Source organism: Hymenobacter siberiensis (assembly GCF_018967865.2).
In the GTDB taxonomy this organism is placed as follows: Bacteria; Bacteroidota; Bacteroidia; order Cytophagales; family Hymenobacteraceae; genus Hymenobacter; species Hymenobacter siberiensis.
In genome coordinates, this window is record NZ_JAHLZY020000002.1 from 1 (window position 1) to 26477 (window position 26477).

A 26477-nucleotide genomic window follows, 5' to 3' on the forward strand; every position below is an offset into this window, starting at 1 on the left:
CGGCCCCATCCAAGCGGTGGTGGTTGAATAGCCGAAAATGGAGCCAGAAAGTGGGGCCGCTGGTGTCGCTTGTAGGCCCCACCTTATTGACCTGTTCGGCCTTCATCTTGACTCTGACCGCATCTGGACTACAGGCCAGTAACTTAGCAGGATGCCAGAGCAGATGACGGCTTGCTTGTGAGCTGGCAGCTGTGCAATCGGCAAGACAAGCTTAACTGCTGCGGTAAAACTTTGGAAAACCCTATGTTGTAATGTAGAAGCCTTAGCCACATTTACTTGGAAGATGATTCCCAACTCCTCGTTTAACTTTTGGACCGAACTTTTAACCAAGGCCAATTTTATGAAGGATAGTGGTGCAATGAAGCCACCTGCCCCGCAAGCAACCGGCACGCGCTCTGGCTAAGACGGGACCTCGGCTCGTTAGCACAATACCTTTGTTTCGACATTAACGCACTTTTTACCACCTTTTTGCTAGAAACCTGCCCATGCGCTTTTTTACTCTTTTAATATTGCTTAGCGGTTGGGTCAGTATGGCCTCGGCTCAGTCAGCGGAGCTGCTGCAGGCGTATGCCCGAACCAGTGGCGTAACGGGCCGGGAGGAGGAAGCTAGCCAGTTTGTGGAGTCCCTGTTCAAGGCCGGGGCGCTGCAGCACGACCGGCTGGGCAACCTGGTGCTGGTGCTCGGCAGCGGGTTGCCGCGCCGCTTGCTCGTGGCCCCGCTCGACGAGCCGGGCTACGTGGTGAGCCAGATTCAGGATAACGGCTACCTGCGGGTGACCCCCGTGGGCGGCGGGCGGATTGGGCCGTTGTTTCACCAATTTCTGGAAGGTCACGATGTGCGAATCAGCACCGAACGCGGGGCCGTGAACGCCGTTTCGTGCGTACCGTCGTCGCACTACGATGGCCTGCGGGCCGAGCCGGAAAAAAGCAAGGCCCCGTTCTCGTGGCAGTCCGCTTTCCTGGACGTGGGCGCTTCTTCGGCCGCGGACGTAGCCACCCAAGGCATTCGGCTGCTGGACCCGCTGACCCTCGAGAAAAAGCCGGCCGTTATCGGGCAGCAGTGGGTGGCGGCGCCCGCCATGAAAGCGAAAGCAGCGGCCCTGGCGCTGGCCGCCGTGGCCCAAACCTTGGCAGCAGCCCCGGTCAAGGGCACCGTGGTAGTAGCCTGGGTTACCCAGGAGTTATTGAATGGCAAAGGCTTTGAAGCCGTTGCCAACCGGTTTGGCCCGTTCGAGGAAGTGTACCGCTTCGACCGCCACCTCGAAACCGAAGCCACGGGCACCGGACAGTTTCTGACCAACCAGGCGCTGCCTTCGGCGCTCTCCGGGCAGGTGCTGACGCAGCCGACCCGGCCGGCCCCCAAGCCCGTGCTGCCCAACACGAAGCTGGCCAATGCCCGCACGTACCTGCTGGGCCTCCCCGCCCGGTACACCAACACGCCCGTGGAGGCCGTGGCCGTGGCCGATGTGCGGCAGCTCGCGCAAGCCTGGCTGCTGGCAGTTGGTTCGCCGGCTCCGGCCCCGGTTGCGCTGCCATTGCCCGCGGTGGCAGCGGGGCCACCGCCCGTCGCATTGCCGGCCCCGGCCCGGCTCTTGGCGGGCCTGGTGGGGCAATACGGCGTGAGCAACGCCGAAACCCCGGTGCGGGAGTTCATCGCCCGGCAGCTGCCGGCCTGGGCCAAACCCGTGGTGGACCAGGCCGGCAACCTGACCCTGACCTTCGGGCAAGGCCAGCGCCACCTGGTGTTCGTGGCCCACATGGACGAGGTGGGGTTTGTGGTCGATTCCATTCGACCCAACGGCCGGCTGGTACTGGCCATGAAAGGGGGCGCGTTTCCCTGGCTGTGGGAAGCCCAGCCCGCCTTGGTGCACATCCCTGGGCAAGCGGCTATTTCCGCCCTGTTTGAGCCCCGGCCGGATTACATGAAGGCCACCAAAAGCGCCCTATCGGTTCCCCTAACCCTATTCGCGGGCTTCACTTCCGCCCAGCAAGCCCAGGCGGCCGGCATCCACCCGGGCAGCTCCACCGTGACCATGCCCAAACGGCTGCGCCCGCTGGGCACGCAGCGGGCCGCCGCGCGGGGCCTCGACGACCGGGTGGGCTGCGCGGCCTTGTTGCTGAGCTTGAAAGGACTGGACCCCGGCAAGCTGCCGTACAAAGTCACGTACGTGTGGTCGGTGGCGGAGGAAATTGGAGTGCTGGGCGCTGCGTTTGCCGCGCAGCAGCTGCAGGACGCCACCGTGGTGTACCCCATCGACACCTTTGTGTCGTCCGATGCGCCCCAGGAGTCTCGGATATTTGGCTACTGCCCTTTAGGGCAGGGCGCCGTGATTCGGGTGCTGGAAAACCCCAACTTCGTTCCGCGCCATTTGGTGCGGGAAGTGCACGCCCTGGCCGACCGCCACCGGATACCCATCCAGGAGGGTATGACGGCCGGTGGCACCGATGGACTGGAATTCCTGAATTATGGCATTCCTTCGGTGCCCCTTTCCTGGCCCGGCCGCTACTCGCACTCGCCTGTGGAAGTGCTGGACTACCGCGACATGGACAGCCTCGTGCGCCTGCTGCGGGCGCTGGTGCAAGTGAACGTTCCCGCTAGGGCTGCAACACAGCCCACAAAACCTCGCCGCTAACGGGGGTTCTTCTGGCAAAAGGGCGGATGGGCTTTACCCTCCTTATTTTGAACAACATGCGTTTACCTTGGGACCGTTTTCTTGAACGTCTTTTCCGAAGACGTGTCCTCGCTGTTACGCGCGCCTCCACTACTCCAAGGCACCGCAAAAGGGGTGCACGACGCCGTAGCCCACCGCCGCAACTGTAAAAGCCAAGCCCCTAAATAAGAAGGCGGCCGCCCCCGTCCTGACAAACGGCGAGGCCGTACTCATTGGCTACGGCCCGCTTGCGCAGCGCCGTTTCTTCGCATACGCCTTCGTCCATACCCCTTGCACGCCGCCCCGTCACGCTGGCCCGCTTCGGTTCAGCGGCTGGACTAGCAAAGTGGCCGGACTGACCCGTCATTTGTGCGTCATCAGGCTTTTGGCTCCCCATCATTTCATCCCGTACTTTCATCCCGTACTTTCACCCGAACAAAACACCCTAAAATGAGCAAAGTCCTGATTATCGTCGACGTGCAAAACGATTATTTTGATAATGGTGCCATGGAGCTCGTGGGCGCCTTGCAAGCCAGCGAAAACGTAAAACGGGTATTGGCAAAATTCCGCAAAAAAACCTGCCCATCGTCCACGTTCACCACCTGGGGGTATCTCCCGACGCGACCTTCTTCCTGCCCGGAACAGCAGGGGCCGAGATTCACGCGAACGTGACACCGTTAACTGGCGAAAAAATGGTGGTGAAATACTACCCGAACAGCTTCCGGGAGACGGACCTGCTGGAGCACCTGCACGGGCTAGCGGTCACGGAAGTTGTGGTTACGGGCATGATGACGCACATGTGCATTGATGCCACCACCCGTGCCGCCCGCGACTTGGGCTTTGAATGCACCGTCATCGGAGATGCCTGTGCCACACGAGACCTGGAAGTAAATGGGGCGCACGTGAAAGCCGCTGACGTGCAGACGGCATTTTTAGCCGCGCTGTCCTCTTTCTACGCCAAGGTTCAAAACACGCAGGAGTACCTGGCTGCCGAGGGGCAGACAGCCTAAGAAGCATAGCGGAGCCTGTCACGCTGATGGAATAGCGGCATTAAAAAACGTGATAAGCGGTTGAACGCGTTTACGGCAGGACCGTTTGCGTGAACGCAAGTTTCCCATCTCAACTTGGTTGCTAGGCCGCTTTCGGCAGCACTGTCTTTTGCTTCACCGCGGCGGTTTCCGGGACCCGCTGCAAATCCAGGTCTTGGAAATCGTAAGCGGTGCCGGGGACGTACACCAGATTATTCAGCTTGAGGCTCGTGGCCCGGCCTTGGGCGTCCAGGTTGAAGGTCGCAAATTCATCGGTGGGAATGCTGCGGTCCTTCCAGCGTATCACACGCGTGTTCCCGCGGTACGGCAGCACCTGCCCCACCAGGCGCGGCAAGCGGGCCGCCTTCAACCAGAGCTGCGCGCCTTGTTGGTAAACGGTCACGTCCCCAAACCACGCATCGCGGTAGCGGCCCACATAGTAGGCGTAGTTTGGCTGCTTGGGTTCCGCTTTTTGCGCCACGGCCACTTGCTGCCACACGGTAGCGTTGGCGGCGGCGGCGAGGAGCGCGGTGGCGGGGGCCATCTGTTCCTGTACCCGGTCCAGGCCGTTTAGCCCCAGGTAGTGGTCTTCGATTTGGTTGGTCACGGCGGTGTAAGCGGCCCGATTTACTTGGTTGGTGAGCACCACGATGCCCAAGCGCAGCTCGGGCAACAGCGTGACTTTGCTCACCATGCCCGAAAAACTGTCCGTGTGCCACACTTCCTGATAGCCCCGCACGTCGCGCAGAAACCAGCCCAGGCCGTAGGCGGTGAAGTGGGTATTGTAGGGCGTTGGCCTCGGGCTAGTGGGCATCAGGGTTTGCGGCGTCCACAACTCGCGTTGCGTCGCGGGTTGCAGCAGGGGGGCCGGGGCTCCGGCGGCGCCGAGCAGCATCCGAACCCACTGGCTCATGTCGGTCGTGCTGCTGTAGATGCCGCCGGCACTAAACAGGGCCCCCGTCGGGTCAGCCGTCGACCCCAAATTGCGTCGAATGACTTGCACCCGGCCGTCCACTAGGTTGTGTGCGTCGGTGACGTTGGCCGGGTCCGCGAGGCGGGCAAAGCTCGTGGCGCTGCGGTGCATGCCCAGCGGCCGAAGCAGGCGGGTTTCCACAAACTCCGTCCAGGGTTGCCGGGCGATGCGCGCCACCACTTCGCCCGCCACCAGGTACAGGCAGTTGTCGTATTCGTAGCGGCTGCGAAACGACGCGACGGGCTTAAAGTAGCGCAGGTTGTGAATCGCATCGCTGATGGTAAAATCGGCCGAATCGGGAAATAACATCAAATCGCCGATGCCCTGGCCCAGTCCGCTGCGGTGGCAGAGCAGGTCGCGCACGGTGAATTCGGCCGTCACGTAGGGGTCGTACATCTGGAACTCCGGGAGGTATTTCGTCACCTTGTCGTCCCAGCGCAGCTTGCCCTCGTCTACCAGCAGGCCCAGCACGGCCGTGGTGAAGGCCTTGGTGTTGGATCCAATGCCGAATAGGGTATTGGCGTCCACGGGCGCCTTGGTGGCCAACGAACGCACCCCGTAGCCTTTGGCTAGCACCACCTGCCCGTCCTTGACCACGGCCACGGCCATGCCGGGCACGTCAAAAGCTTTCAGGGTGCGGGCCACGACCGCATCGACAGCGGCCACGTCGAGCGGGGCGGTAACCGGCGGGGCGGTTTGGGCGCGGGCGGGCAGCGAAAGAAGGCCGGCCAGCAGCCAGCCGCAAGAGCGAAAAAGAAGCATGCGCAAAAGAAACCGGGCGGAACAGATGAACGAAAGTAGCTGCTTTATCCAGCGCCCCCACAACGACGCTCACCACTCAGTCGCCCCATGGTTCGCAGCGTCTTGAACGCTCCTTTTCGTGAACGCCTGGCAGCTGGCCAGCGCCAGGTGCCAGCAGGCCATTACAGGGCTGAAGGAGTTTAGGAAACTTGTCTACGATTCAACGTTCACGAAACGCGCCGAGAGGATGAGTTTCGTAAACTCGAAACGGGCTGCTTTCCCGGGCCTGGTTAAACAGGATTTTAAGGGCAGTGGGGAAGTGCAAATAGTCCGCTCTTCATCCGGGTTTTGTCCCTTTACATAATATTAGTTATCCGACCGACCTCGGAATCGCACCGCTTTTGGCCCTTCGGAACGACACTCGGCCGGCGTGGTACTTTGCCGAGTACTAGAATTCCATCAGGGTGTTTGACGAAAGGAGCGTAATTTTTGCCGTATTTATCCCCTCGCCCAAAGGCCTGTGCTGCTCATTTGGAACAAGGGCGACTTTTTCGGGGTGCCGTTCGGGCAGTAACGCAACGGTTGCCGGCCAGGGACGGTCACTAAGCTAAACAACCCGTTCACATGATGAGAAAGCCCTTGCTTCTACTAGCCATGCTCCTAGCAGGCTGCCAAAAGGATGCTGACGTGGCGCCCGGCACGGAGATGGCCGCTGATGAGGTCGAGGTTACGACCCAAGGCCGCAACGCCGACTGTGGGGTGGCGCAGGTGGTGGCCCGCGACCCGGCCCAGGTACGGCGCGTGATTGGGCCATCGGCTTACGAGCCGACTTATTTGGCGTACCAGCTCGATACGGCGCTGTGGGTGCGTAAAAATCGGGCGCTGTACGTGCGCATTCGCAAGCCGCAGAATGAGGCGGTTGTCTGCACGGCGCGCGGACCCGGCTACGCGGCGTTCACCGTCATCAGCGCCCGCATAAAGCCCGGCAGCGAGTAAGCAGCGCCTCGTGCTTGGTGCCCAGCTATGCTCCTGTTGCTGCGGTTGGAGATAGGTAAGGCTTGAACAGCAAAAGGAGGTTTAAGAAAACTGTGATTTAATTTTTACATGCTGTAAACGACCATTTGAAAGATGGAAAATCCGCTTCTTTACATCTTATAAACGTTCGTTCGTTTGTAGCATGTAAAGGCGCTACCTTGCAAGCCAATTTGACTCTGCTGGCATGACCTTGACGACTTCCCTCAAACGCTTTACTCCTTATTATATAGGACTTACGCAGTTGAAATGCCAACCAACTGAAAAACAGCAGTATAACAAATATACGTCTTGAATGCAAGTCGTTGATTTTCAGGTTACACAGCTTTTTAAGTGCGTAAGTCCTATTATAGAGTGTCCACCCAAAAGCAAGGGGCCTCGGGGCTCGGGCTCGAAGCGCAGCAAGCGGCGGTGCGGGCCTTCGTGCCCGACCCGGCCCAACTGCTGCCCGAGTACGTCGAGGTGGAGAGCGGCAAGAACAACCACCGGCCCCAGCTGCTCGCCGCCATTGCCGAGGCCCGGCGCGTGGGGGCGACGCTGTTGATTGCGAAGCTGGACCGGTTAAGTAGGAACGCGGGGTTCGTCTTTGCTTTGCGTGACTCGGGCGTCGACTTCGTCTGCTGCGACATGCCCGATGCGAATACCTTAACGGTGGGGTTGTTCGCCGTGCTCGCCCAGCACGAGCGCGAAACCATTTCCCGGCGCACGAAGGATGCACTCACCGCCAAAAAGGCGCGCGGTGCGAAACTGGGCACCCCAGCTAATTTGACGGATGCAGCGCGCACGAAAGGGCGGGCGGTCATGCAGCAGAATGCGGTGGCGCACCAAGCCAACCGCCAGGCGGCCCGCTTGGCCGGCTTGCTACGCGCCCAAGGGCATTCGCTGCCCCAGATTGCGGCCGAACTCACGGCCGCCGGCTACCGCACCCGCCGCGGAAGGGGCTTTCACCCCACCACCGTCAACCGCTTGCTGCAACGCGCCGCTGCGGCGCCCGGCCCAGACACGGCGCGGGAGAGGTTAATGCCCCCCTTGAACAGCGGTAAAGACCACTCCGAAAATGGCGAATACCTGGTAAAGACCACTCCGAAAGTGGCGAATACCTGGTAAAGACCAGGGTTAATGCCACCGGTGGGCAGGAAACACCTGTTTTTTCGGCGTATTCGCGTGCTTTTACACATCAAAGCGGCTGTTTTCGCGGAAGCATGCCCGTAGTTTGGGCTACTCAGGGCGGAAGGGGGCACTATCCGACGTGAGGAACAACTTTCCCCGCACTTTCCCACGCCTAGGTAGTCGAACGCCCGGGCGGTGACCCAGCGCCCTGCGTTCCCGGCCGCATGAAGAGCGGGTCAAACGTGACGTTAGATGCGATAAGTAAGGTTTATCGAAGCTTATTTCTGCAAAAGGACTTATGCTTTTTGTCGGCCGAGGCGATGTAGCCCCGCGCCTTTTTGATGGCCCCTTCGAGGTCCGGCATCGGGGGCGACTGGTCGAGCACGACGATGGCCTGCACGAGTTGCTTTTGTTGAAGGGCCGTCAGGGCGTTGAACACCTGCACCGGGGCGGCCAGGGCTTGGCTGGGGGCCGTGGCCGCCAACGCAATCAGCTGCTTCAGGGCTTCGGCGGGGTCACGGGCGGCATCGTCCCGCAACAAGCTGGGGATGGAGCCCGGGGCGGCGGTGGCCGTCGTGATGAGGGCCAGCCGGGTGCGTAGCGGGTCCCACTGTTGCTTCTGCAACAAATCGCCCCAGACCCGGAGCGTCTTCCACCAGTCGGTGCTGCGGTTCGACAAGACCGCCTGCCGTTTGGTGCTCAGGTGGTGCTTGAGCTGCCCCAGCCAGCCGCCGTAGTACGTCTGCAAATAGCTCACCCCGGCGTGGGCTACCAGCAACACCAGCAGTAGCATGAACATAGTGTTCAGGCTCTTCATATCGCCCTGCTCGATGCTGACATCGACCATGCGCTGAATGAGAAACGACCGCAGCGTACCCAGTACGGCCGCCGATACCGTGAGCACTACCAGCCCAATAAATACGCGCCGGTAGGGGCGTACATAGCTCAGCAGGCGGCGCAGCACGGCCCAGTCGAAGGCCTGGCCGGTTTTGGTGGAGGGAGAGGTGGATGTCATAAGTAAGGCAAAGGTCGGGCCTGGGAGGTAAGCGTCAGCCGGCCGCTATTGTTCCAGAGCCTAACAAAGAATGAGGCGCTGCGCTCCTGGCATTAAGGCCGGAATTGCCGGCTAAAGTTTCGCTCAGCCCTCCGGCACCACGCCTGGCTCGTATTCTACCTTGCTTAGGAATAGTCCCCGTGCTGGTGCCGCCCCGCCGGCATCCACCCGGCGCTGTGCCCATAGCAGCTCCTGAAACTGGCGCGGTGTCATCTTACCCCGGCCCACGTCGAGCAGCGTGCCCACCACCAGCCGCACCATACCCCGCACGAAGCGGTTGGCCCGAATACGGAAAACCCAGCCCCCCGGTGCCGGGTGCCAGCCCGCCCCGGTGCAGTAGCAGATGTAGTGGTCGACCCCGCCCTTTACCTTGGAAAAAGACGTAAAATCGAACTGCCCGATGAGGTAGCCGGCGGCTTCGTTCATGGCAGCCACATCCAGCGGCCGGTCCACGTACAGGGCGTGGTCGCGGCGGAAGGCATCGGGCTGCGTCACCACGAAGTATTCGTAGTTGCGCTCATCGGCCGAGAAACGGGCGTGGGCGTTGTCGGCCACGGGGTGCAGGCGCAGGGCGGCAATATCGGTGGGCAGGGCGCGGCGCAGGCGGTAAAGTAGTAAATCGAGGGTGAGCGCCTCGGGGAGCTCGGCATCGAAGTGCGCGACCTGGTGGCTGGCGTGCACGCCGGTATCGGTGCGGCCGCTGCCGAGGGTATGAATGGGCTGGCGCAATACCTGCGAGAGGCAGCGGTCGAGCTCGGCCTGCACCGTGAGGGTGTTGGGCTGCACCTGCCAGCCGTGGTAGCGCGTGCCGTCGTAGGCAAAATGGAGGAAATACCGCATAACCCACAAAAGTACAGCCGGGGCTTGGCGTTGGTCGTGGCACCACTGGTTCGGGCGCACAAAAAAGCCCCCGCTACCGAACGGTAGCGGGGGCTAGGACTACTTAGCTGCTAACAGGCTAATTGGCCTGTTTCCGGCGCTGGCGGAGCTTGCGCACGCCCAGGGCGATGCCGCTGGCGAGCAGCAGGGAGGCGCCGCCGTCGAGGGGCGTTTCAGTGGGGGCCACGGGACCCGGGGTTGGACCGCCGGAGCCGGGTTGGGCCTGTGCAGCGCCGCCGGGCAGTAGGCTCATGGTGAGCAGCAGCGCGGTGGAGAAAAGAAACTGTTTCATGGGGATGGAATAAGAGTCGGGCTACGGCCGGCCCCGCAGGCAGGGCCGGCCCGGCCAGAATTAGATTATTGAATAACGACGCGCTTGGCCAGCGCAGTCGCGCCAACCTGCAGGCGCAGGGTGTACACGCCGGGGGCGAGTCCGGCCGCATCGACCGTGAGGCGGGCGCCGGCGGTGGGCAGGCTGGTCGACTGGCGGTTCACGACCTGGCCCAGGGCGTTGAGCAGGGTGGCCTGCACCAGGCTGGCACCGGCCACGCCGGGTACGAGCACGGTGAAGGCGCTGTGGGCCGGGTTGGGGTAGAGCGTCACCTCGGCGGCGGTCAGGGCCGGCGCCGTGGCCAGCACCGAGCGGGCGGCAAAGTGCAGGGTGAAGCGGCTGGTGAGCAGGGAAGCGGCCTGGGTCGGGCTCACGCTGAAGGCGTAGCGGGGCTGCTGGCTCAGGTTCACGGTCTGGCCGGTGGTGGCATCGGTGAGGAAGGCCTCGAGGCCGGCGGGCAGGTTGGCCAGGGTGGCGGCGGCCAGGGTGTAGGTGCCGGCGGCGGGCACGCCCACGGTCAGGGCCAGCGTAGAGGCGGCGGTGAAGGCAGGACGGCCGTCGATGGCCAAGGCCTCGCCGGTGCTGGCCAGGCTGGCCAGGTTCAGGCCCGTGGTGTTGGGCAGCTTGCGAGCGTCGAAGGCCGCGTCGAAGGCGGGGGTGGCGCCGGCCTCGGCGTAGGTGTAGAAGGCATCGGCCGCGCCGGTGGTCCCGCGCAGGTCCAACTGCACCAGGGGCCGGGCGTCCACGGCGTCGCGGCGGAAGGGCACTAGAGTGGCGGGGTCGGTCACGCGCTGGCTGTTCAGGAAGTTGAGCGAGCCGCTGGTCTGGCCGCTGCTCACCCGCACGAAGAAGCCTTGGCCGCTGGCTACGTAGCGGTTAGTCGTAGGCAGTCCGTTCACGAAGGGGCGGTACGAGCCGGTGTACTGGGTGGCGCTTTCAAACACGTACATGGCGTTTTCCAGGTTGGTGTTGGCCGAGGTCACCAGTGTGTAGTCGAGCGGGGCGGGGTAGGGGTTGCCCACCAGGTTCCAGCCGGCGTCGGCCGCGTTGGCGCTGCCGGCCGCGTTGCGGGCCAGCGTGCGGGTGATGCTGCCGTTGTTGAGCGTGCCCACGAAGTCCACGAGCTGGGTACCGGCGATGTTGACGGCGTAGCCCTGGCCCACGGTGAGGGCGGTGCTGGTGGAAGCGGGCACCGCGAAGCCGCGGTCGAAGGGCGTGAAGCTGTTGGTCAGCGTCACACGGCTCTGGTCGTAGGCAAACACGGTGGGGAAGGGCGTCACCGTGTTGGGGGTCGCCGAGGCGTTGTAGGTGGCAGCTTGGCTGACTTCGGGGGCGAAGCCGGCCGTGGCCAGGTCGGCTACGGTGGTGTTGCTCACCGGGGCCGAGTAGTGGCGGTAGCCAAGGCCGGCGTTGGTCGAAGAGATGAACTGCTGCACCGTAACCGTGCCGGTTACCGTGCTGCCAATGCCGTTTTCTACCAAGGCCGTGCCGGTGGCGTCGCTCAGCAGCGTGAGGCTGCCGAGCCCTAACAGGGACGTTTTGGAATTGTTATACAGGCCCAGCTTGCGGCGCACCTGCATCGGCACCTGGATGTTTAGGAAGTCGTTGTTGCCTTGTTCGCCTACCGTCACGGTCTGGAACGTAACGCCCGCTGTACCCTTCAGCGAATGTCCGAGTAAGATAAACCCTACCTTACTGGTCGGGGCAAGGGCGAAGGTGGCCCCATTATTGGTCATGTCGCCCATAGGATACAGCTCACTGCCTGCCCCCTGCGTGAGGGTGCTGCCATTGTCCAGTAGTAGGCTGAGCAGCGTGAATTGGGAAATCGGTGAGATAGCAGCGGCCAGCGTAAGGTTGGCACCGGCCTGCACGGTCACGTTCCTGGCCGCTTGGGTACCGCTCACCACGGGCTGGTTGGCAGGGCCCGAGGGAATAGTCACGTCAATCGAGCTGGTGGGCACCACGGCGGGGCTCCAGTTGCCGGCCGTAGCCCAGTTGGTGCTGGTGGCCCCGGTCCAGGTCACGGCCGGAGTGGCCAGCACGGTGAAGGTTGGGCCGTTGTAGGCCGTCAGGGCGGCCGACGACACGCTCACCGGGCCGGTGGTGGTGCCGCTGGGCACCGTCACCGTGGCAGAGAAATCGCTAATGGGGGCGGTAAAGGGGTTCACGGCTGTGCCGTTGAATTTGAAACTGGTGGCATCGAGCAGGTTGGTGCCGACCACGGTCACGCTGCTGCTGATTTGCCCGCTCGTAGGCGAGATGCCGGTGACGGTGGGGAAGCTGCGCACCCAGTTGCTGGCGGTGCCGGTGAGGGCGAAGTTGAGCAGCGTGCCGTTGTTGGCCGTGGTGCTCTGATCGGTCAGGGTGGTGATGCCGGCGTTGCTGCCGCCGGCCGTGCCTTGGTCGAAGTTGAAGTACGCCACCTGACTGGCCGGCACGGCCGCCGTGGTGCTGAACATGTCAGCTCTCACCTGCGCGACGGTGAGGGCGGTGTTGTAGATGCGCAGCTCGTCGAGGCTGCCGTTCCAGAAAAAGTCGCCGGTTCGCGTCCCGATGTCCACCTGGTTGTTGCCCGTGGAAATGGCGCCGCTGGCGGCGCGGCTGCTTTGCTGCACCCCATCCACGTACAGGCGGAGCGTGGTGCCGTCGTAGGTGCCGGCCACGTGGTGCCAGCGCCCGTCGGCCAGGTTGGTGGTGCCGTAAAGCCAGCCGCCGGAGGAGGTGGAGGGGCCGTTGAGGTAAAAGGAGGCCACCCCGGTGCCCACACCCCCGGCGGCGCCGCCGTCCATGGCCAGGTACCAGGAGTCGTCGGCTTTGGTCGTGATGTACTTTTCGCCCGTTGCCGACGTGCGCACCCAGGATTCGAGGGTGATGGCCAGCGCGGCGTTGTAAACCGCACTGTTCGGGATGCTCACCTGGTCGTTGGTGCCGTCAAACGCCAGCGCATTATTGGGCGCCACCACGAAGGTGTTCGAGGTGAAGACATCGTAGCCCGTGGTATTGGTCGTGAGAATGGTGCCTACCTGCGTGCCGTTCACCAGCACATTCAGGCGCTGGTTCTGGGTGGTGCAGCAGGTACGCTGGGCCACCCGGAAGCGTACCTGGTACGTGCCATCGGCCAGCGTCAGGGCTTGTTGGAATTGCCCGTTGCCCAGACTGGTGGTGCTTTGCACAAACGCCACAAAATTACCAAAAGCGGTAGTAGGCGGACTGAAAGCACTCCCGACCCGCGCGATGCCTGACGCCTGGTTGAACGTCCAGGAAGCCCCCGTGGGGTTGTAGCCAAAGTCGGTGTTACTCAATCCGCTATTCGATTCGAAGCTCAGGTTGGCCACCGCACCCGACACGACAGTTCCATCGGAAACGCGCACAATTTCGACCTGGTCGACAAAGGCCGTTACGTCGGAGCCGGTTCCACCCGTGCCCTGTATGGTGAGGATGGGGTTGGCCGCCTGGGATGCCAGTGGCAGCGCCAGCCCGGCCACTACCAGGGCCAGCCAGTAGGTAAGTCGTTGCAATGGTCTCATGGTAAACAAGTTAGTCATTAGGAAATGTAAAAAATGATAAATATGCACCTTGTGCACACGCACAAAGTGAGGCAAGTTAAGTAAATTAAACCTTATATTATTTATTGAAATAGGACTTACGCACTTCAAAAGCTATGTAACCTGAAAATCAACGACTTGCATTAAAGACATATATTTATTATATTGCTGTTTTTGAGCTAGTTAGTGCTTCAACTGCGTAAGTCCTATATTATTTATTGAAAAAAAAGTATTTACAATAGGACTTACGCAAACGCCAGCGTGGGCTGCCTCAATTCGTGTCGCATATATTCATCTAAGAACCCTTGTTTGAGTTGATACACCGTTTTTTGGGTCTGGTAGGCGGCTTGTTTGAGGCATGTCCAGGCCCGCACGGCCAGGGCGATGTGGTTGCGTTGGCTGCGGGCCAGCCGGCACTGGCAGGCCTGCACGCCGGTGAGTTGCTTGCGTTCGCGGTGAAACTGCTCAATCGTCCAACGGACGCTGCTTTCTTGTTCGGCAGCGGCTGTGTCACGGGGCTCCACCTCGTTGGTCACGAGGTAGTCCGTCCGGTGGGTGGACACCAGTACACGGAAGAGTTTCAGTTTGCAGTCTTTGGGCATTCCCTTTACTTTCAGCATTTTGCCTTGCGCTACCTCCTCGTTCGACCAGCACAGGCAGCCCACCGGCTGGTAGGGCTCTTGGCCGCCGGAATCATCGACGAGGCGGTTACTTTTCAGCGGGCAATAAAACGTCTTGCCCGCTGCCAGCAGCCACTTGAACAGGGCCGTGGTGGCGTACCAACTGTCCATCAAGACCGTGCGGTAGGTAATGCCGCGCGGGGCCAACTGCGCGAGCATGTCGGCCACGTGCTCGAGCTTGGTCTTGCCGTCCACGTCGGGGGCGAAGAGGCGGTAATCAAGGAGCCAGAACTGGTCGGTTTCGGGGTTGACGTACACGCAGGTGACGGCCGATGCCGGCAATCACGCCGTGGGCGTTGCCGCTGTACTGGCGGCGGACCAGTTCGATGCGTCGGCTGTGGTGCTTATCGAGCACCGTGTCGTCGAACAAGACGTAGCCCCGCGCGCTGAACACCACCTGCGGGCGCACCTGCTGCCAGAGCTGACGGGGCGTGAAATGCCGGGTCTTGAGAAAATAGCGCACGTTGTCGTGCGTCAAGCCCTCCAGATGGTCGGCCAGGTATGTGCCCGTGTAATTCACCTGGCTGCTCACCAAAAATTGCCCATAAAGTTGTGCGGTCACTTTCATGGCTTTTCCTTTCAAGTTACACCTTTTGCGTAAGTCCTATGCCTATTACTTTACCAGCCACTCTTCGCCGTCCCGTTGTTCGTACGCGAAGCCTTGGTTGAAATAGATTTGCTGCAGGTGCTCTTCAAACGTTGGCGCGCGCTCCAACAGCTTTGCATACGGCCCGGGGTTATCATACATTTCCCGCACTTCGGCAATTCTGTAAGCAACCTCTTCTACCGGTTTAGCGGCCACTGCTTTGGGCTTTTTCTTCGTTTCCCTTGCTTTCAGCAATTCTTGATATTCCTCCAACAAGTACTTCTCCACCAAAGCTTTATAAATGGCTCCAGCCATGCGCTTGACCTTGCCCAATTGATGTTGCTTCTGGATGCGGTCAAGAACAAAATCGACGTATCCAAGGTCGTAGTCGCCCTCCGCTAATTGCTGCCCGATGCGAGCGATGCTACGGGCATTGAGCCCAATTTGGGCGAGTGCCGCGCCCCACTCCGCCTCCGCCGTTGGCAACGTCTCTTTTGTAGCAGATAGCGCCAGCTGAAACAAAAACTTGATGCGTTCTACCACCTTGCCTTCCCGTTCTAGCTCGAACGTAAACGGCATGTCGGTTTCCGCGAGTTCGTTTTGTGCCTTGTCCAAGATGCGCGCTTTGAAGTTGCTGAAACGGGGGTACTCCCCTTCCTGCACATCCAGCACAAAGCGCAGTTGTTCCACCGTCATTGTGCGCCGGCCAAAATCCGCGTACTCTTTCAGCAGCCAGTAAATCCGCAACGCGTGTGGGCTTTTCAGCTTTAGCACCTCCTTCAAATCTGCGGTGGTGAAGTTGCCGCTTTCCCGCAACTGAAGCAGATAGGGCATAATCTTGGGGTTGAAACTTGCTAGCACCCCCCCCTGCTCGGCCGTGTAGCGGGCTTCTGACATCAGCGGGATGTAGGTAAAGCTGGGCTTGCGGCGCCGGCGCCGGGTGCCTTCCTCCAAGTCCTCGATGTATAGCGTGAACGACGCTAGCTTCTTACACATGTCATCTACCTGCTCATAGGCCGACCCGCCCCGGCGGTCAAACACCAGCTCGTTCAGGGGAACGAAGTGCTCCTTGAAGTCGGTATCATCGGGCCTGATACGCGACAGCAGCCCCAAAAACAGGCGCATCTGTAGCGGCACAAAGCTGAAACGGGCGTTTATAAGCGCATTGTGTTGCGCCACAGTTTTATCAAGACTTTCCATGTAAACGTCTTTTTTGTAGCAGCACGTCTTTTTTGTAGCAGGTGAATCAGTTCCAACGTCTTTTTTGTAGCAGATACACGTCTTTTTTGTAGCAGATACACTCCTTTTAACGTCTTTTTTGTAGCAGATACACGTCTTTTTTGTAGCAGATGACCCTTTGGGGCCACTGGTAATCAAATAGTTACAGCACCTATAATACTTATAATAGTAAACTAATAAGAATAAAGCAGCTTTATTATTTTTAATAAAACGTCTTTTTTGTAGCAGATAGAAAAACCTTTTAAGGTAAAAAAAAGCACAAAATCAAAATTTTCACCGGCACTTTTTATGCCATTTTCTACTGTAAAACAATGAGTTAGCGTCCTTACTGTTACCGTTGTTTGGCAGGTATTGCCTGGTGGCTGTCCGGCCGCGAAGCAAAATAGGCTTCAAGGGCATCGTTGAGGATATCCACCTTCGCTTCGCGGCTCCAATAGGCCAGTTGCTCTAGACACAGTTGGTTCTCAGCTGTAATGCGCGAGCTGAAAGGCGAATAGACCCGTTTTCCGGGCTTAGGCGGGCCTATCGGCGCTTGGTGCGAGGGCTGGGCTTTGGTGCCCGGTTTGCGGAGCATAGAGACGGCATCCTGAGTGGCTTTGGGAGGCGTGTTCATTATAATTTGAAGTGAGGTGGGATAGATAATGGAGGCTGGTCATGAATTAGGCCAGCCTGGCCCGGACGATTTCGGCCAAAGCAGCATAATCCATCGCTGCATTAGAGTCCGGTTTGTGGTCGTAAATGGTCTTTACGTGTACTTGAGACTGCACCACAGCTGCGTCGCGCCGCACGCTAGGCAGCAGCGATTCCTCACCGTACTCCTCCCGCACAGCCTGCACCACTGCCGCGTGCATGGAATTGCGTTGCTTGGCGTTGTAGCGGGTGAAGAATACGCCCAGAAACTGCAACCCAGGGTTGATACGTCGTTCAATCTGGTCGGCCAATTCCTTTACCAAGCGCAGGCCATCGAAGGCAAACTTTTCCGGCTCGGTGGGAATGAGGTATGCGTCGGCCGCAGCCAAAGCCATATAGGTAAAAGTCTGCAGCGAAGGCGGGCAATCGACCACCACGTAGTCGTAAGCATCCTGCACTGTTGCCAAAGCCGTAGCTAGCCGCGTATGATAGTCCTTCTGCTTGTAGATGATGGGTTCGTAGCTGGCTAGGCGGAAATCGGCTGGCACCAAATCCAAGCCGGCCTCGGTAGTGAGAATTACTTCAGCCAATGGCACCGCTCCTACCAGTGCATCCCCTACGTGCGAAGCCAATTCCAGCTCGCCGCCAAGGTTGTTGGTCAGGTTGGCTTGCATGTCCAAGTCCACCATCAACACCCGGGCTCCCTGACGTTGCAGCGCCGCGCCGATGCTAACGGCACTGGTGGTCTTCCCAACTCCCCCCTTGTTGTTGGTGATGGCCAATACCCGCATTGGCGGCGGCCCGGTCTTTTTTGCTTTCATGGATTGCAGTGCTTACTGTAGAAGTATTGACAGCAACAAATGTATACAAATTACTTCTTCTAAAGCAATTAATAAAATAATAACATTTATTACATGTAATAAAATTAATACGTGTAATGCATGTGTTTCATGTGGGTCAAGTACTTATTTTATTACTTGTAAGAACTGATAGTGAACAAAAATGCTTCAGAGCATGCATTTAGGGTCTTTTCAGAAACGCATGCATAGACTGGTTTCAGCCTAGAATCCATTAATCGAAGTGGAAAGGCCTAGTTAAGCAGGTATGCAAGTTTGCTGAACCTACATGCAAAGCGGCTTGTAGGTAGTTAGAGAGACGAATAATATTTGCCTCAGTAAAAACAAGCTATGGCTCGTGCCTGAACGATTGGTGTCCGTGAGTAGAAATGTGGTCAATCTATCAGGTTGAACGCATATAAATTTTGAGGACTGAATCCAGCCTGCCAGGGCACTTTTTTATTTTGGACCTGACGCTTTTTTAAAACCTAAAATGCCCTGTGAGACAATGGAGGCCCATGACTCCATTCATATGCGTTCAACCTCCAGGAAGGGATTGAGAACTTGACCCGTTGCGCGACTGGGGTGGGGGAGGGGCCCGCCCCAACATGGCCACAAGACCCGCCAAGCGTTTCGGCACCCGGTGGCTCGGCAGAGTGGCCCAGTAGGGGAGAGGCCGGTATAACGTTTATTGAACATGGCCCCGCAAATATTATGTGAGTAGCACTAGACAGCATGCCATCTTAGCGCAACTAATTCACCCTGAACGACCTCCATCGACGGCAGTCAGACCCTTACCCCAGACATGCGCCTTCCGGCGGAGCATTGCCGCCAGGGCCGTCGAACCAAGCTGCCGCACCGGGAGTTATAGGCAGCTATTCCCTCTTCTAAACAGCGCCGTTCCCGCATGAGACAGCTCAAAATCAGCAAGCAGATTACCAACCGCGAAAGCCAGTCGCTGGACAAGTACCTCCAGGAGATTGGCAAAGTGAGCCTGGTATCCATCGACGAGGAAGTCGAGTTGGCCCAGCGCATCCGCGAGGGCGACCAGATGGCCCTCGAAAAGCTGACCAAAGCCAACCTGCGCTTCGTGGTCTCAGTGTCCAAACAATACCAGAACCAGGGCCTGACCTTGGGCGACCTCATCAACGAGGGCAACCTGGGGTTGATTAAGGCGGCCAAGCGTTTTGATGAAACGAAGGGGTTCAAGTTTATCTCCTACGCTGTGTGGTGGATTCGGCAGAGTATCCTGCAAGCCCTGGCCGAGCAGAGCCGCATCGTGCGCCTGCCCCTGAACCGGGTGGGCTCGCTCAACAAAATCAGCCGCTCGTTTGCGGAGTTGGAGCAAAAGTTCGAGCGCGAGCCCTCGCCCGACGAGATTGCCGAGTTGCTGGAGCTGAGCACCGCCGAGGTGGTGGACACGCTGAAAATCTCAGGTCGCCACGTCTCGATGGATGCGCCCTTCGTGCAGGGCGAGGAAAACGGCTTACTCGATGTGCTGGGAGACGAGGCAGCGGATACGCCGGATGCCGGCTTGCTGCGGGACTCGCTACGCCGGGAGGTGCAGCGCGCGCTCTCGACCCTTACGAGGCGGGAGGCCGATGTCATCACGCTCCATTTCGGGCTCAATGGCCAGGTCGCGCGAACGCTCGAGGAAGTCGGCGAGCAGTTTGGCTTGACCCGCGAGCGGGTCCGGCAGATCAAGGAGAAGGCCATTCGGCGCCTGAAACACACGTCGCGCTCACAGTCGCTGAAATCGTACCTGGGCTAGCCCCTTGGTCCCCTTTCCGTTCCAGTAGAACTGCCTAGGCTATAGGCTGACAATTCAGGCAAGGGGCTCGGGAAGCCGTGGGGAACGCCGCACCGGTGGCCGTCGCGCATCGGCGGGAATCGGCGGCTTCGTTGCAGCGTTGAGGGGGCGAAGTGCCCCCTAAGCCGCCTGCTTTTGGGCCTGCCAGAGCACGTGTTGCCAGCCGTTGGCTGCGGGGCGGATGTACGCGACCACGTATTTGAGGCGCGTAAAGAGCGGCTGGCCGTCGGCGCCGGGGCCCAGCTCAATCCGGACCCGCCCGTTGACCACGGCCGTTTGGTCGTCGTTATACGCCCGCACCGTCAGGGATTCGATGTCGACCTGGTCATAGCGGCTCTGCCCGTTGGCAATGGAAGCCAAGTAGCTGGCCTTGTCGTCCTGGTGGCCGTTCGAGTGGGTGTAGATGAGGTCGTCGGCAAAGATGGTTTCCAAGGTGGGCTGGTCTTTGGCAACCTGGGCATCGAAGCGGCGGCGCTCGAGCTGTTCAATTTCGCGAATGAGGGGCATTAGACCTAATTCGGAAAGGTGTGCTAAGTTGCTGCCCGAGAGCAGGGCGTAGTTTTGGGTATGGATTACCAGACCCTTCGGGAGCGGCCCCGGCAATTTTTGACTCTGACCAGCCTGCGACCGGCTGAATTTGACGACTTGCTGGCCGATTTTGCCCCAGCCTGGGAGCGTTATCACCGCTACCACACCCTGGAAGGGCGCAAACGGGCATTTCCCGCCCACCGCGAGCGGGCGGCCACTGCGGTGCTAGCAGGCAGCGATACAAAACTCTTTTTTCTACTTAATTACCTTAGGGGCTTAGGAAGCAAAATTCAAAAAATGGGACATAACTCACTGTTACGCAATCAGCTAACTGCTATTATAGGTACAGCAAAATTTCGGAGGTCAAATTTCGCTACTTGCTGCGCCTGTTTGCCTTGGATTTGACGGCCTCGGATACGGCCCGCCTCATGGACCTGAGCGTGCGGGCCGTCAATGACCTCTACCTGCTGTTGCGCCACCGACTCCTAGCCTGGAGCCCCGCGCCGGCCGAACTCGACGGAGCGGTCGAACTTGACGAGAGCTACTTCGGTACGCGCCGGGTGCGCGGCAAACGCGGCCGCGGAGCCAGCGGCAAAACCATCGTCTTCGGCCTGTTTAAACGCGGCAGGCAGGTATCACGGAAATCGTGCCCGACTGCTCGAAAAAGACCTTATAGGCCATCATAAGCGGCAAAATCGACGTGGCCGCGATGGTCAACACCGATGGCTGGCGCGGTTATGACGAGCTGGTAGACGTGGGCTTTGACCGCCACTTCCGCGTCCGCCATGGCCAAGACGAATTCGTGCAAGGCGCCTCGCTCATCAACGGCATCGAGTCCTTCTGGAGCTTCACCAAAGCCCGCCTCCAGCAGTTCAAGGGCGTGCCCAGGCACACCTTCTTACTGCATTTGAAAGTGTCTGAATTTCGGCCTCGATTAAAAGTTTGGTACAGAAGTTAAGCGAGCCGCTTCCAAACATGGTGCCCACACGCTAAAATCCTGCGTTCAGCGGTTGTGAGGCCTATTTGTTCAGTGAAACCTTCCTATAACTGTACAACTTGCTTGAGCACTCAGTAGCTAGCAAATCGGGCGAAAAACACGCCTATTTGGTATAGAAAACTTGTTCAGCAATCAAAGTACAGTTAACTCGACAAGCGCGACGATAAAGCTGTACTCTAACTCTGAAAACGGTTGTCTGATAATTATAATGTCTTGTTTTTCAAATGGTAGTGTCTTGTTAATCTTATAGTAGCGAGACTACTGACAAATTCACCGATTAACATTTGGACCAAACTTTTAACCAAGGCCGAGTTTATTCATCCTGGACTGGCTGCAGAGCGTCGACTTGCGCCGCCGCGTACAGGTGGGACTCAACAAAGGCGAAGCCCGCAACGCGCTGGCCCGGGCCGTCTTCTTCCACCGGCTGGGCGAAATCCGGGACCGGGCTTTCGAGCAGCAGCGCTATCGGGCCAGCGGCCTGAACCTACTCACAGCGGCCATCGTGTTATGGAACACGGTGTATGTGCAGCGCGCCGTGCAGGCCCTGCGGGCCCACGGCCAGCCCGTGGACGAAGCACTTTTGTCCTACTTATCGCCACTGGGCTGGGAACATATCAACCTGACGGGCGACTATTCGTGGCGCACCAAACGCGCTACGGGCAAATTTTAGCCCCTGAGGGCCCTATCCAGGCCTTAACGTGCTATTTTTTCCGTTTCCTGAGAGGGCCCCACAATGGGCGGAGAATAGCCCACCTAATCTCCGCACCGTGGGGACTTAGGAAGGGGCCCCGGCCACCGGACTGGGCAGGGGGCGTGCAAGACCACGCCGCAGTGGTGCAGGCATTTGTAAAAGGTGGCCTTGCAGAGCATCAAAAAGTGTGGGGCAATTCTGTTTACAGCTGCTCTATGCGAAAACAGGGCTAATGGCCGCTTAACCCGTATCTGGACTGCCCCACACTTTTTGATGCTCTCCGGAGTTGAACTACGGCGGCTACCGCACGCGAAGAGAGAAGCTTTTTTTCATGGCCGTCCAGCGCCTGCTCTAGCGCCGGGCACAACCAGCAGGAAAAGCTACCTCGCCACCGGGTACCCGCACGAGTTGATTTGTGCCGCCGAGCCGGCCCCTGGGGCCGCTTATTGTGCTTTCGCCTTGTCAATCGATAGGACCGTTTGCAACAGCACATTGGCGCCGTTGGCCAGGTCCCCCGGTTTGGTCAGTTCTTGGGGCGAATGGCTGATGCCCCCCACGCTGGGCACGAAAATCATAGCCACGGGGGCAATCGCGGCCATTTCCTGGGAGTCATGGCCGGCCCCGCTTTGCATCAACTTGGTACTCAACCCCAAGGCCGTGGCCGCTGCCTGGACGGTTTGCTGCAACGCCTTGTCCGTGAGTGCTGGTTTTGAGGCGTTTGCTTGCCGGTCGAACCGGATGACGGTGTTACTGGTCGCGGCAATAGCAGTTGCCCGGCGCTCAATTTCCCGAAAGAGCGTTTCGATTTTATCGGCGGCCAAATCCCGGATTTCCAACCCCAGGACCACTTTGCCGGGAATTACGTTGTACGCACTGGGGGTGACGGCCAGTTTGCCCACCGTGCCCACCTGGTTTCCTGGTACCGAGGTGATGACTTCGTTGACGGCGATGACCAGCCGGGACGCCGCCAGCAAGGCGTCTTGCCGCACGTTCATGGGGGTGGTGCCGGCGTGGTTGGCAAACCCTTCCACGGTGACTTCCCAATGCACAATGCCCACGATGCCTTCCACTACCCCAATCTGTACGTTTTCCCGCGCCAAAATCCCTCCTTGTTCGATGTGCAACTCCACCCAGGCGCGAAGGTCCCCCCTCTTCCGGACACTAGACTGAATGTTGTCGGGGTTGCCCCCAATGGCCTTGATGCCTTCCGCCATGGTGGGCCCGCTTTGGCTTTTTTGTTGCAACCCTGCGGGGGTTAAGTTGCCTGCCATGGCCATGCTGCCCACGGTGCCACCTTCCTCGTTAGAAAAAATGATGACTTCCAGCGGGTGCTCGGTGAGTATTTTGTGCTCGTTCAGCACGTCAATCACTTCCAGCGCGCCGAGGGACCCCAACGGGCCGTCGTAGTTTCCCCCATCGGGCACCATGTCAATGTGCGAGCCAAAGGCAATGGGTGGGAGCTTGGGGTTTTTCCCTTGTCGTTTGCCGATGATGTTTCCGGCCGCATCAATGACCGGGTCCAGCCCCGCCCGTTTCATTTGCGCGATAAACCACGCTCTTCCGTCGATATCTCCCTTGGTATAAGCTACTCGGTAGCCATGTCCCCGGTCGTCCCGGCCAAATTTGGCCAATTCGTCCAGGCGGGTCACGATGCGCGCTTCGTTTACCCGCAACGGGTTGCCCACCACCGCGCGTTGGCCATGAGCGCCCAGCAGGCCCAGGGTGCAGACGCTCAAAGCGGTGACAAACACGTTTTTGATAAAGGGTCTTCTTTTCACCATGGGTTTTTTAAATAAGTGGACGAGCCCCATTCCAGGCCCCCAATAGGTGCCCGAAAGATGGCCCTGGTTAAAATGAGGGTCTAAATATTACGTCAAAGCAACGGGATTTCCGATAACATGGCGTATTTCCACCCAAATTAGCTCCTGCGGCTAATGCCCAAACAACAGGAGTTGGAGAGCATCAAAAAGGGTGGGGCAGCTGAGACCACTAAGCTCTTGACCACTGCCGGCGGGATGCCTACCCATACCGTTTAACCCAACTGCCCCACTCTTTTTGATGCTCTCCTAATATGCTAGACGTAAATCATCTTAAATTAGACCACCGACCTATTACTTTATCCGTCAAGCACGCTATGTGGCCATCGTGAAACGGTTTGCCACTTCCCGGAGCCATCAATAAGCCTTAGACCGGACGTCTGCCCTGGGATAGGACCCGCTCCACTACCTATCAGCGCTCCAGCAGGATTTCCGCCCCCAAAATTACCATATCTACCCGGCCTTTCAGCGTCTGGTCGATGAAGGGCGTGTTCTGGGATTTGGATTTCATAAATTCCTTCGTGAAGGTGGTTTCCGCTTCGGTATCGAACAAGAGGCACTCGGCTTTTTGGCCCACTTCGATGGCGGCTACCGGCAGGCCCATCAGGCGGCGTGGCTCCGCCGAATAGCGCTTCACCACTACGTCCCACCCGAATTTTCCGGGCTCGACGAAGTGGTGGTAGAGCGATACAAGAGCCGTATCCAAGCCGGTGATGCCATTGGGCGCGCTGAGGAAATCCTGGGCTTTTTCGAACGGCGTGTGCGGCGCATGGTCCGTAGCAATGATGTCGAATACGCCTTCGATGAGCCCTTCCAGCAGCGCATCACAATCGGCCTGCGTCCGCAGCGGTGGGTTCATCTTATAGTTCGTGTCGTAGTCGCCGATGTGCTCGTCGGTGAACATCAGATGGTGCGGCATCACTTCGGCTGTCACCTTCACATCGCCGCGGGATTTCCACCAGCGGATGGTTTCCATGCCGAGCTTGCTGGACACGTGCTGGATGTGTACATGGGCACCCGCCGCGTGGGCCAGGCGAATGTCGCGGTCAATAATAATTTCCTCCGCGCAGGCCGGCGAGCCCTTGATACCGAGCCGGTAGCTCATCACCCCTTCGTTGAGGGCGCGCGGCCCGGCCAGTTCCAACACCTCGCAGTGGCTGGCGAAAAACATCCCAAACTCGGTGGCGTACTGCATCGCCCGGAGCAGCACCGCTGGGTCGGCGGTGGTATCCCCGTCGTCGGTGAGCATTTTCACGCCGAGTCCGCGCATGCCCTCGATTTCCGCCAGCTCCTTGCCCTCGCGGTTCTTGGTGACGCAGCCGGAGGTGTACACCGGAATGCGGGACCGGACCTTGGCATTTTCCAGCACGGTGGCCACCGCGGTGGCCGAGTCAAGGGCCGGGCGGGTATTGGGCATCATCACCACGCCAGTAACGCCGCCGTTGATGGCCGCTTCGCTGCCCGTGGTGATGGTTTCCTTGTTTTCAAACCCGGGGGCGCGGAAATGGACGTGGGCATCAAACATGCCGGGCATCAGCACCCGGCCGCGCGCGTCGATGACGCGCCCCCCCTCGGGGATGGCCAGTTTGGTGCCGATATTTTGAATGATTCCTTCGACAATCAGGACATCGCTCTCGACAAGCACGGGTGAATTTTCGGTGGCGATGCGGGCATTTTGAAGGAGAATCATGGAGGGAGGAGTGCTGTAAACCGGCAAGGGGTGTGATGGGGATATTCGGGCTGTTGGAGAAGAAAATACACGGGCGGAACCAGCCGCCGCGTCCGGCGTTTAGGGCAGAATGACCTTCGAGCCGGCGCGCGGTTGTGCGGCATACGCTTCCTGCTTCGGGAAGTCGCCGCCCGGCGTGAGCCAGTCGAGCACGGCCATGCGAACGGAGATGCCGTTTTCGACCTGGTTGGTGATGAGGCTACGTTCGTAGTCCATCACGGCGTCGCACAGTTCGACCCCCCGGTTCACGGGGCCGGGGTGCATGATGTAGAGGCCGAGGTCGCTGATTTCCGCCAGCCGGGTGTTGGTGATGCCGTACACCCGATGGTATTCGCGCACGCTGGGGAAAAACTGCACGTCCTGGCGCTCCAGCTGCACGCGGAGCAGGTACACGACATCGGGCGTCCAGGCCATGGCCGCCTCGTAGTCGGTGAAGCGGCGGATGCTTGCCGGCACATACTTAGGCACCAGCGAGCCCGGGCCGAGATAAGCGACCTCGACGCCCAGCTTTTGCAGCAAAGTGCTGGTGGAGCGCGCAACGCGGGAGTGCAGAATATCGCCGATGATGAGGACTTTTTTGCCCCTGGGGTCAGGGAATTTTTCCTTGATGGTGAAGGCGTCCAGCAGGGCCTGGGTGGGGTGCTCGTGCGCCCCGTCGCCGGCATTGATGACCGAGGCCGTGGTTTGGCGGGCAATCATGCCGGGCAGGCCGGGGTGCCCATGGCGGACGACGATGTAGTCGGTGCGCATGGCCTGGAGCGTCTCGATGGTCTCGCGCACCGACTCGCCCTTGGTGATGGAGGAGTGGGCGACGTCGAAATTCGTTACCTCCGCCGATAGGCGTTTCGCCGCGACCTCGAAGGAGGAGTGCGTCCGGGTGCTGGCCTCGTAGAACAGCATGAGCACGGACTTGCCCTCGAGGGCGGGAATTTTTTTCACCGAGCGGGTGAACAGTTTTTTAAAGGACGTGGATTGGTCGAGCAGGAACTCGATTTCCTCCCGGTGAAGGGATGCGATGTCGAGCAGGTCTTTACGTGCCATACTGGAATGGGAAAAAATAAGTACGAAGTCAGTACTTGCGAGTCGGCGGTTTTACCTTAGTTGTTTAACAATGCCCAACTCACTGGACATAAAAAAACCGTTTCGGAATCCGAAACGGTGGCGGGGCAACACGCAGAAAAAATAACGGAAATACCAAAGGCAAAATCGGAAGAACCGATGGTGGCGAAGACCTTCCGGTCCACTCGCGGGTCCCAGCCGAGCAGGGTCCCGCGCTTCATCAACAAGTTTTTTGGTTGAAGCATGATGCAAAATTACGGCATTATCACGCCCGGCAGTTCATCAGCAGTGTTAATTTTTTCGCACCGCTTTTTTCAAATTTTATTTTCGACCTAATGTTTTCGACCTAATGGGCTAAACGACGCGCTTTTTATCATTCATTTCGTCGTCAAAAAAATAATGGCGCGCGTAACCAATTGCTTGGCCAGTACCATCCATCTTAACTTTGGCTCTTTATTCCGCAGCCTCCGCTGGCGGGCTGCCATTCTCCGGCGGCAAGCAGCCCATGAACTACTCGGTAGTTCATGGGCT

At 59.2% G+C, this 26477-nt stretch carries 19 protein-coding genes and 3 pseudogenes; 8 read left to right on the forward strand and 14 right to left on the reverse strand.

Annotated features, from left to right (window positions below; translation table 11 throughout):
- Nucleotides 1–530: 530 nt before the first annotated feature.
- The 3 genes from KQ659_RS20495 (at nucleotide 531) to KQ659_RS20505 (ending at nucleotide 3661) form a co-directional block, all read left to right on the forward strand.
- Nucleotides 531–2633 (forward strand): M28 family peptidase, encoded by a 2103-nt coding sequence (locus KQ659_RS20495; RefSeq protein WP_216691012.1) that lies wholly within the window; start codon nucleotides 531–533, stop codon nucleotides 2631–2633.
- A gap of 468 nt (nucleotides 2634–3101) precedes the next feature.
- Nucleotides 3102–3323 (forward strand): isochorismatase family protein, encoded by a 222-nt coding sequence (locus tag KQ659_RS20500; RefSeq protein ID WP_226930158.1) that lies wholly within the window; start codon nucleotides 3102–3104, stop codon nucleotides 3321–3323.
- The gene (locus tag KQ659_RS20505; protein ID WP_262905640.1) at nucleotides 3254–3661 is read left to right on the forward strand and encodes an isochorismatase family protein; all 408 of its coding nucleotides are present in this window, start codon (nucleotides 3254–3256) and stop codon (nucleotides 3659–3661) included. The genes KQ659_RS20500 and KQ659_RS20505 overlap by 70 nt, the downstream gene beginning before the upstream one ends.
- Before the next feature lie 121 nt (nucleotides 3662–3782).
- Here KQ659_RS20505 and KQ659_RS20510 read toward each other — a convergent pair whose 3' ends face one another.
- The gene (locus KQ659_RS20510; protein ID WP_216691011.1) at nucleotides 3783–5414 is read right to left on the reverse strand and encodes a serine hydrolase; all 1632 of its coding nucleotides are present in this window, start codon (nucleotides 5412–5414) and stop codon (nucleotides 3783–3785) included.
- 633 nt (nucleotides 5415–6047) lie between these two features.
- On the opposite strand from KQ659_RS20510, the gene KQ659_RS20515 reads away from it, so the two are divergent.
- The gene (locus tag KQ659_RS20515) at nucleotides 6048–6389 is read left to right on the forward strand and encodes a hypothetical protein (RefSeq protein WP_216691010.1); all 342 of its coding nucleotides are present in this window, start codon (nucleotides 6048–6050) and stop codon (nucleotides 6387–6389) included.
- Between the two features lie 390 nt (nucleotides 6390–6779).
- Nucleotides 6780–7532 (forward strand): recombinase family protein, encoded by a 753-nt coding sequence (locus KQ659_RS20520; RefSeq protein WP_317197822.1) that lies wholly within the window; start codon nucleotides 6780–6782, stop codon nucleotides 7530–7532.
- A gap of 271 nt (nucleotides 7533–7803) precedes the next feature.
- Here KQ659_RS20520 and KQ659_RS20525 read toward each other — a convergent pair whose 3' ends face one another.
- From KQ659_RS20525 to KQ659_RS20565, 8 genes and pseudogenes are all read right to left on the reverse strand, one after another.
- Nucleotides 7804–8550, reverse strand: coding sequence for a hypothetical protein (locus KQ659_RS20525; RefSeq protein ID WP_216691008.1), 747 nt, complete (start codon nucleotides 8548–8550; stop codon nucleotides 7804–7806).
- A gap of 123 nt (nucleotides 8551–8673) precedes the next feature.
- Nucleotides 8674–9429 carry a tRNA pseudouridine(38-40) synthase TruA gene (gene truA / locus KQ659_RS20530; protein ID WP_216691007.1) on the reverse strand — a complete coding sequence of 252 codons (756 nt, stop codon included), beginning with the start codon at nucleotides 9427–9429 and terminating at the stop codon, nucleotides 8674–8676.
- Nucleotides 9430–9547: 118 nt separating this feature from the next.
- The gene (locus tag KQ659_RS20535; protein ID WP_216691006.1) at nucleotides 9548–9760 is read right to left on the reverse strand and encodes a PID-CTERM protein-sorting domain-containing protein; all 213 of its coding nucleotides are present in this window, start codon (nucleotides 9758–9760) and stop codon (nucleotides 9548–9550) included.
- A gap of 65 nt (nucleotides 9761–9825) precedes the next feature.
- The gene (locus KQ659_RS20540) at nucleotides 9826–13344 is read right to left on the reverse strand and encodes a LamG-like jellyroll fold domain-containing protein (RefSeq protein WP_226930160.1); all 3519 of its coding nucleotides are present in this window, start codon (nucleotides 13342–13344) and stop codon (nucleotides 9826–9828) included.
- 245 nt (nucleotides 13345–13589) lie between these two features.
- Nucleotides 13590–14592, reverse strand: a pseudogene (locus KQ659_RS20545) (IS701 family transposase).
- Between the two features lie 45 nt (nucleotides 14593–14637).
- Nucleotides 14638–15810 (reverse strand): replication initiation protein, encoded by a 1173-nt coding sequence (locus KQ659_RS20555; protein WP_216691027.1) that lies wholly within the window; start codon nucleotides 15808–15810, stop codon nucleotides 14638–14640.
- 370 nt (nucleotides 15811–16180) lie between these two features.
- The gene (locus tag KQ659_RS20560) at nucleotides 16181–16462 is read right to left on the reverse strand and encodes a hypothetical protein (protein WP_216691026.1); all 282 of its coding nucleotides are present in this window, start codon (nucleotides 16460–16462) and stop codon (nucleotides 16181–16183) included.
- Nucleotides 16463–16508: 46 nt separating this feature from the next.
- Nucleotides 16509–17300: a ParA family protein gene (locus tag KQ659_RS20565; RefSeq protein WP_216691025.1), complete on the reverse strand. Its 792-nt coding sequence runs from the start codon at nucleotides 17298–17300 to the stop codon at nucleotides 16509–16511.
- 922 nt (nucleotides 17301–18222) lie between these two features.
- On the opposite strand from KQ659_RS20565, the gene KQ659_RS20570 reads away from it, so the two are divergent.
- Nucleotides 18223–19086 carry a sigma-70 family RNA polymerase sigma factor gene (locus KQ659_RS20570; RefSeq protein ID WP_216691024.1) on the forward strand — a complete coding sequence of 288 codons (864 nt, stop codon included), beginning with the start codon at nucleotides 18223–18225 and terminating at the stop codon, nucleotides 19084–19086.
- A 159-nt stretch (nucleotides 19087–19245) separates the two neighbouring features.
- On the opposite strand, the gene KQ659_RS20575 is transcribed toward KQ659_RS20570, so the two are convergent.
- The gene (locus KQ659_RS20575) at nucleotides 19246–19632 is read right to left on the reverse strand and encodes a nuclear transport factor 2 family protein (RefSeq protein WP_216691023.1); all 387 of its coding nucleotides are present in this window, start codon (nucleotides 19630–19632) and stop codon (nucleotides 19246–19248) included.
- Between the two features lie 374 nt (nucleotides 19633–20006).
- Here KQ659_RS20575 and KQ659_RS20580 point away from each other — a divergent pair.
- Nucleotides 20007–20611: pseudogene (locus tag KQ659_RS20580) on the forward strand (IS1595 family transposase).
- Nucleotides 20612–20960: 349 nt separating this feature from the next.
- A pseudogene (locus tag KQ659_RS20585) lies at nucleotides 20961–21320 on the forward strand (Tn3 family transposase); the annotation flags it as partial.
- Between the two features lie 464 nt (nucleotides 21321–21784).
- Here KQ659_RS20585 and KQ659_RS20590 read toward each other — a convergent pair.
- The 4 genes from KQ659_RS20590 to KQ659_RS20605 all read right to left on the reverse strand — a co-directional run bounded on the left by KQ659_RS20590 (nucleotide 21785) and on the right by KQ659_RS20605 (nucleotide 26191).
- Nucleotides 21785–23152, reverse strand: coding sequence for a Zn-dependent hydrolase (locus KQ659_RS20590; RefSeq protein ID WP_226930169.1), 1368 nt, complete (start codon nucleotides 23150–23152; stop codon nucleotides 21785–21787).
- Between the two features lie 418 nt (nucleotides 23153–23570).
- The gene (locus tag KQ659_RS20595; protein WP_216691022.1) at nucleotides 23571–24848 is read right to left on the reverse strand and encodes a dihydroorotase; all 1278 of its coding nucleotides are present in this window, start codon (nucleotides 24846–24848) and stop codon (nucleotides 23571–23573) included.
- Nucleotides 24849–24947: 99 nt separating this feature from the next.
- Nucleotides 24948–25928 (reverse strand): aspartate carbamoyltransferase catalytic subunit, encoded by a 981-nt coding sequence (locus KQ659_RS20600; protein WP_216691021.1) that lies wholly within the window; start codon nucleotides 25926–25928, stop codon nucleotides 24948–24950.
- Nucleotides 25929–25984: 56 nt separating this feature from the next.
- On the reverse strand, nucleotides 25985–26191 hold the full coding sequence (locus tag KQ659_RS20605) for a hypothetical protein (protein ID WP_216691020.1): 207 nt from the start codon (nucleotides 26189–26191) through the stop codon (nucleotides 25985–25987).
- Nucleotides 26192–26477 lie beyond the last annotated feature (286 nt).

Coding starts and splice junctions, on each gene's coding strand:
- KQ659_RS20495 (WP_216691012.1), top strand. CDS start 531: ATGGCCTCGGCTCAGTCAGCGGAGCTGCTGCAGGCGTATGCCCGAACC.
- KQ659_RS20500 (WP_226930158.1), top strand. CDS start 3,102: ATGAGCAAAGTCCTGATTATCGTCGACGTGCAAAACGATTATTTTGAT.
- KQ659_RS20510 (WP_216691011.1), bottom strand. CDS start 5,414: ATGCTTCTTTTTCGCTCTTGCGGCTGGCTGCTGGCCGGCCTTCTTTCG.
- KQ659_RS20515 (WP_216691010.1), top strand. CDS start 6,048: ATGCTCCTAGCAGGCTGCCAAAAGGATGCTGACGTGGCGCCCGGCACG.
- KQ659_RS20525 (WP_216691008.1), bottom strand. CDS start 8,550: ATGACATCCACCTCTCCCTCCACCAAAACCGGCCAGGCCTTCGACTGG.
- truA (WP_216691007.1), bottom strand. CDS start 9,429: ATGCGGTATTTCCTCCATTTTGCCTACGACGGCACGCGCTACCACGGC.
- KQ659_RS20535 (WP_216691006.1), bottom strand. CDS start 9,760: ATGAAACAGTTTCTTTTCTCCACCGCGCTGCTGCTCACCATGAGCCTA.
- KQ659_RS20540 (WP_226930160.1), bottom strand. CDS start 13,344: ATGACTAACTTGTTTACCATGAGACCATTGCAACGACTTACCTACTGG.
- KQ659_RS20555 (WP_216691027.1), bottom strand. CDS start 15,810: ATGGAAAGTCTTGATAAAACTGTGGCGCAACACAATGCGCTTATAAAC.
- KQ659_RS20560 (WP_216691026.1), bottom strand. CDS start 16,462: ATGAACACGCCTCCCAAAGCCACTCAGGATGCCGTCTCTATGCTCCGC.
- KQ659_RS20565 (WP_216691025.1), bottom strand. CDS start 17,300: ATGAAAGCAAAAAAGACCGGGCCGCCGCCAATGCGGGTATTGGCCATC.
- KQ659_RS20570 (WP_216691024.1), top strand. CDS start 18,223: ATGAGACAGCTCAAAATCAGCAAGCAGATTACCAACCGCGAAAGCCAG.
- KQ659_RS20575 (WP_216691023.1), bottom strand. CDS start 19,632: ATGCCCCTCATTCGCGAAATTGAACAGCTCGAGCGCCGCCGCTTCGAT.
- KQ659_RS20590 (WP_226930169.1), bottom strand. CDS start 23,152: ATGGGGCTCGTCCACTTATTTAAAAAACCCATGGTGAAAAGAAGACCC.
- KQ659_RS20595 (WP_216691022.1), bottom strand. CDS start 24,848: ATGATTCTCCTTCAAAATGCCCGCATCGCCACCGAAAATTCACCCGTG.
- KQ659_RS20600 (WP_216691021.1), bottom strand. CDS start 25,928: ATGGCACGTAAAGACCTGCTCGACATCGCATCCCTTCACCGGGAGGAA.
- KQ659_RS20605 (WP_216691020.1), bottom strand. CDS start 26,191: ATGCTTCAACCAAAAAACTTGTTGATGAAGCGCGGGACCCTGCTCGGC.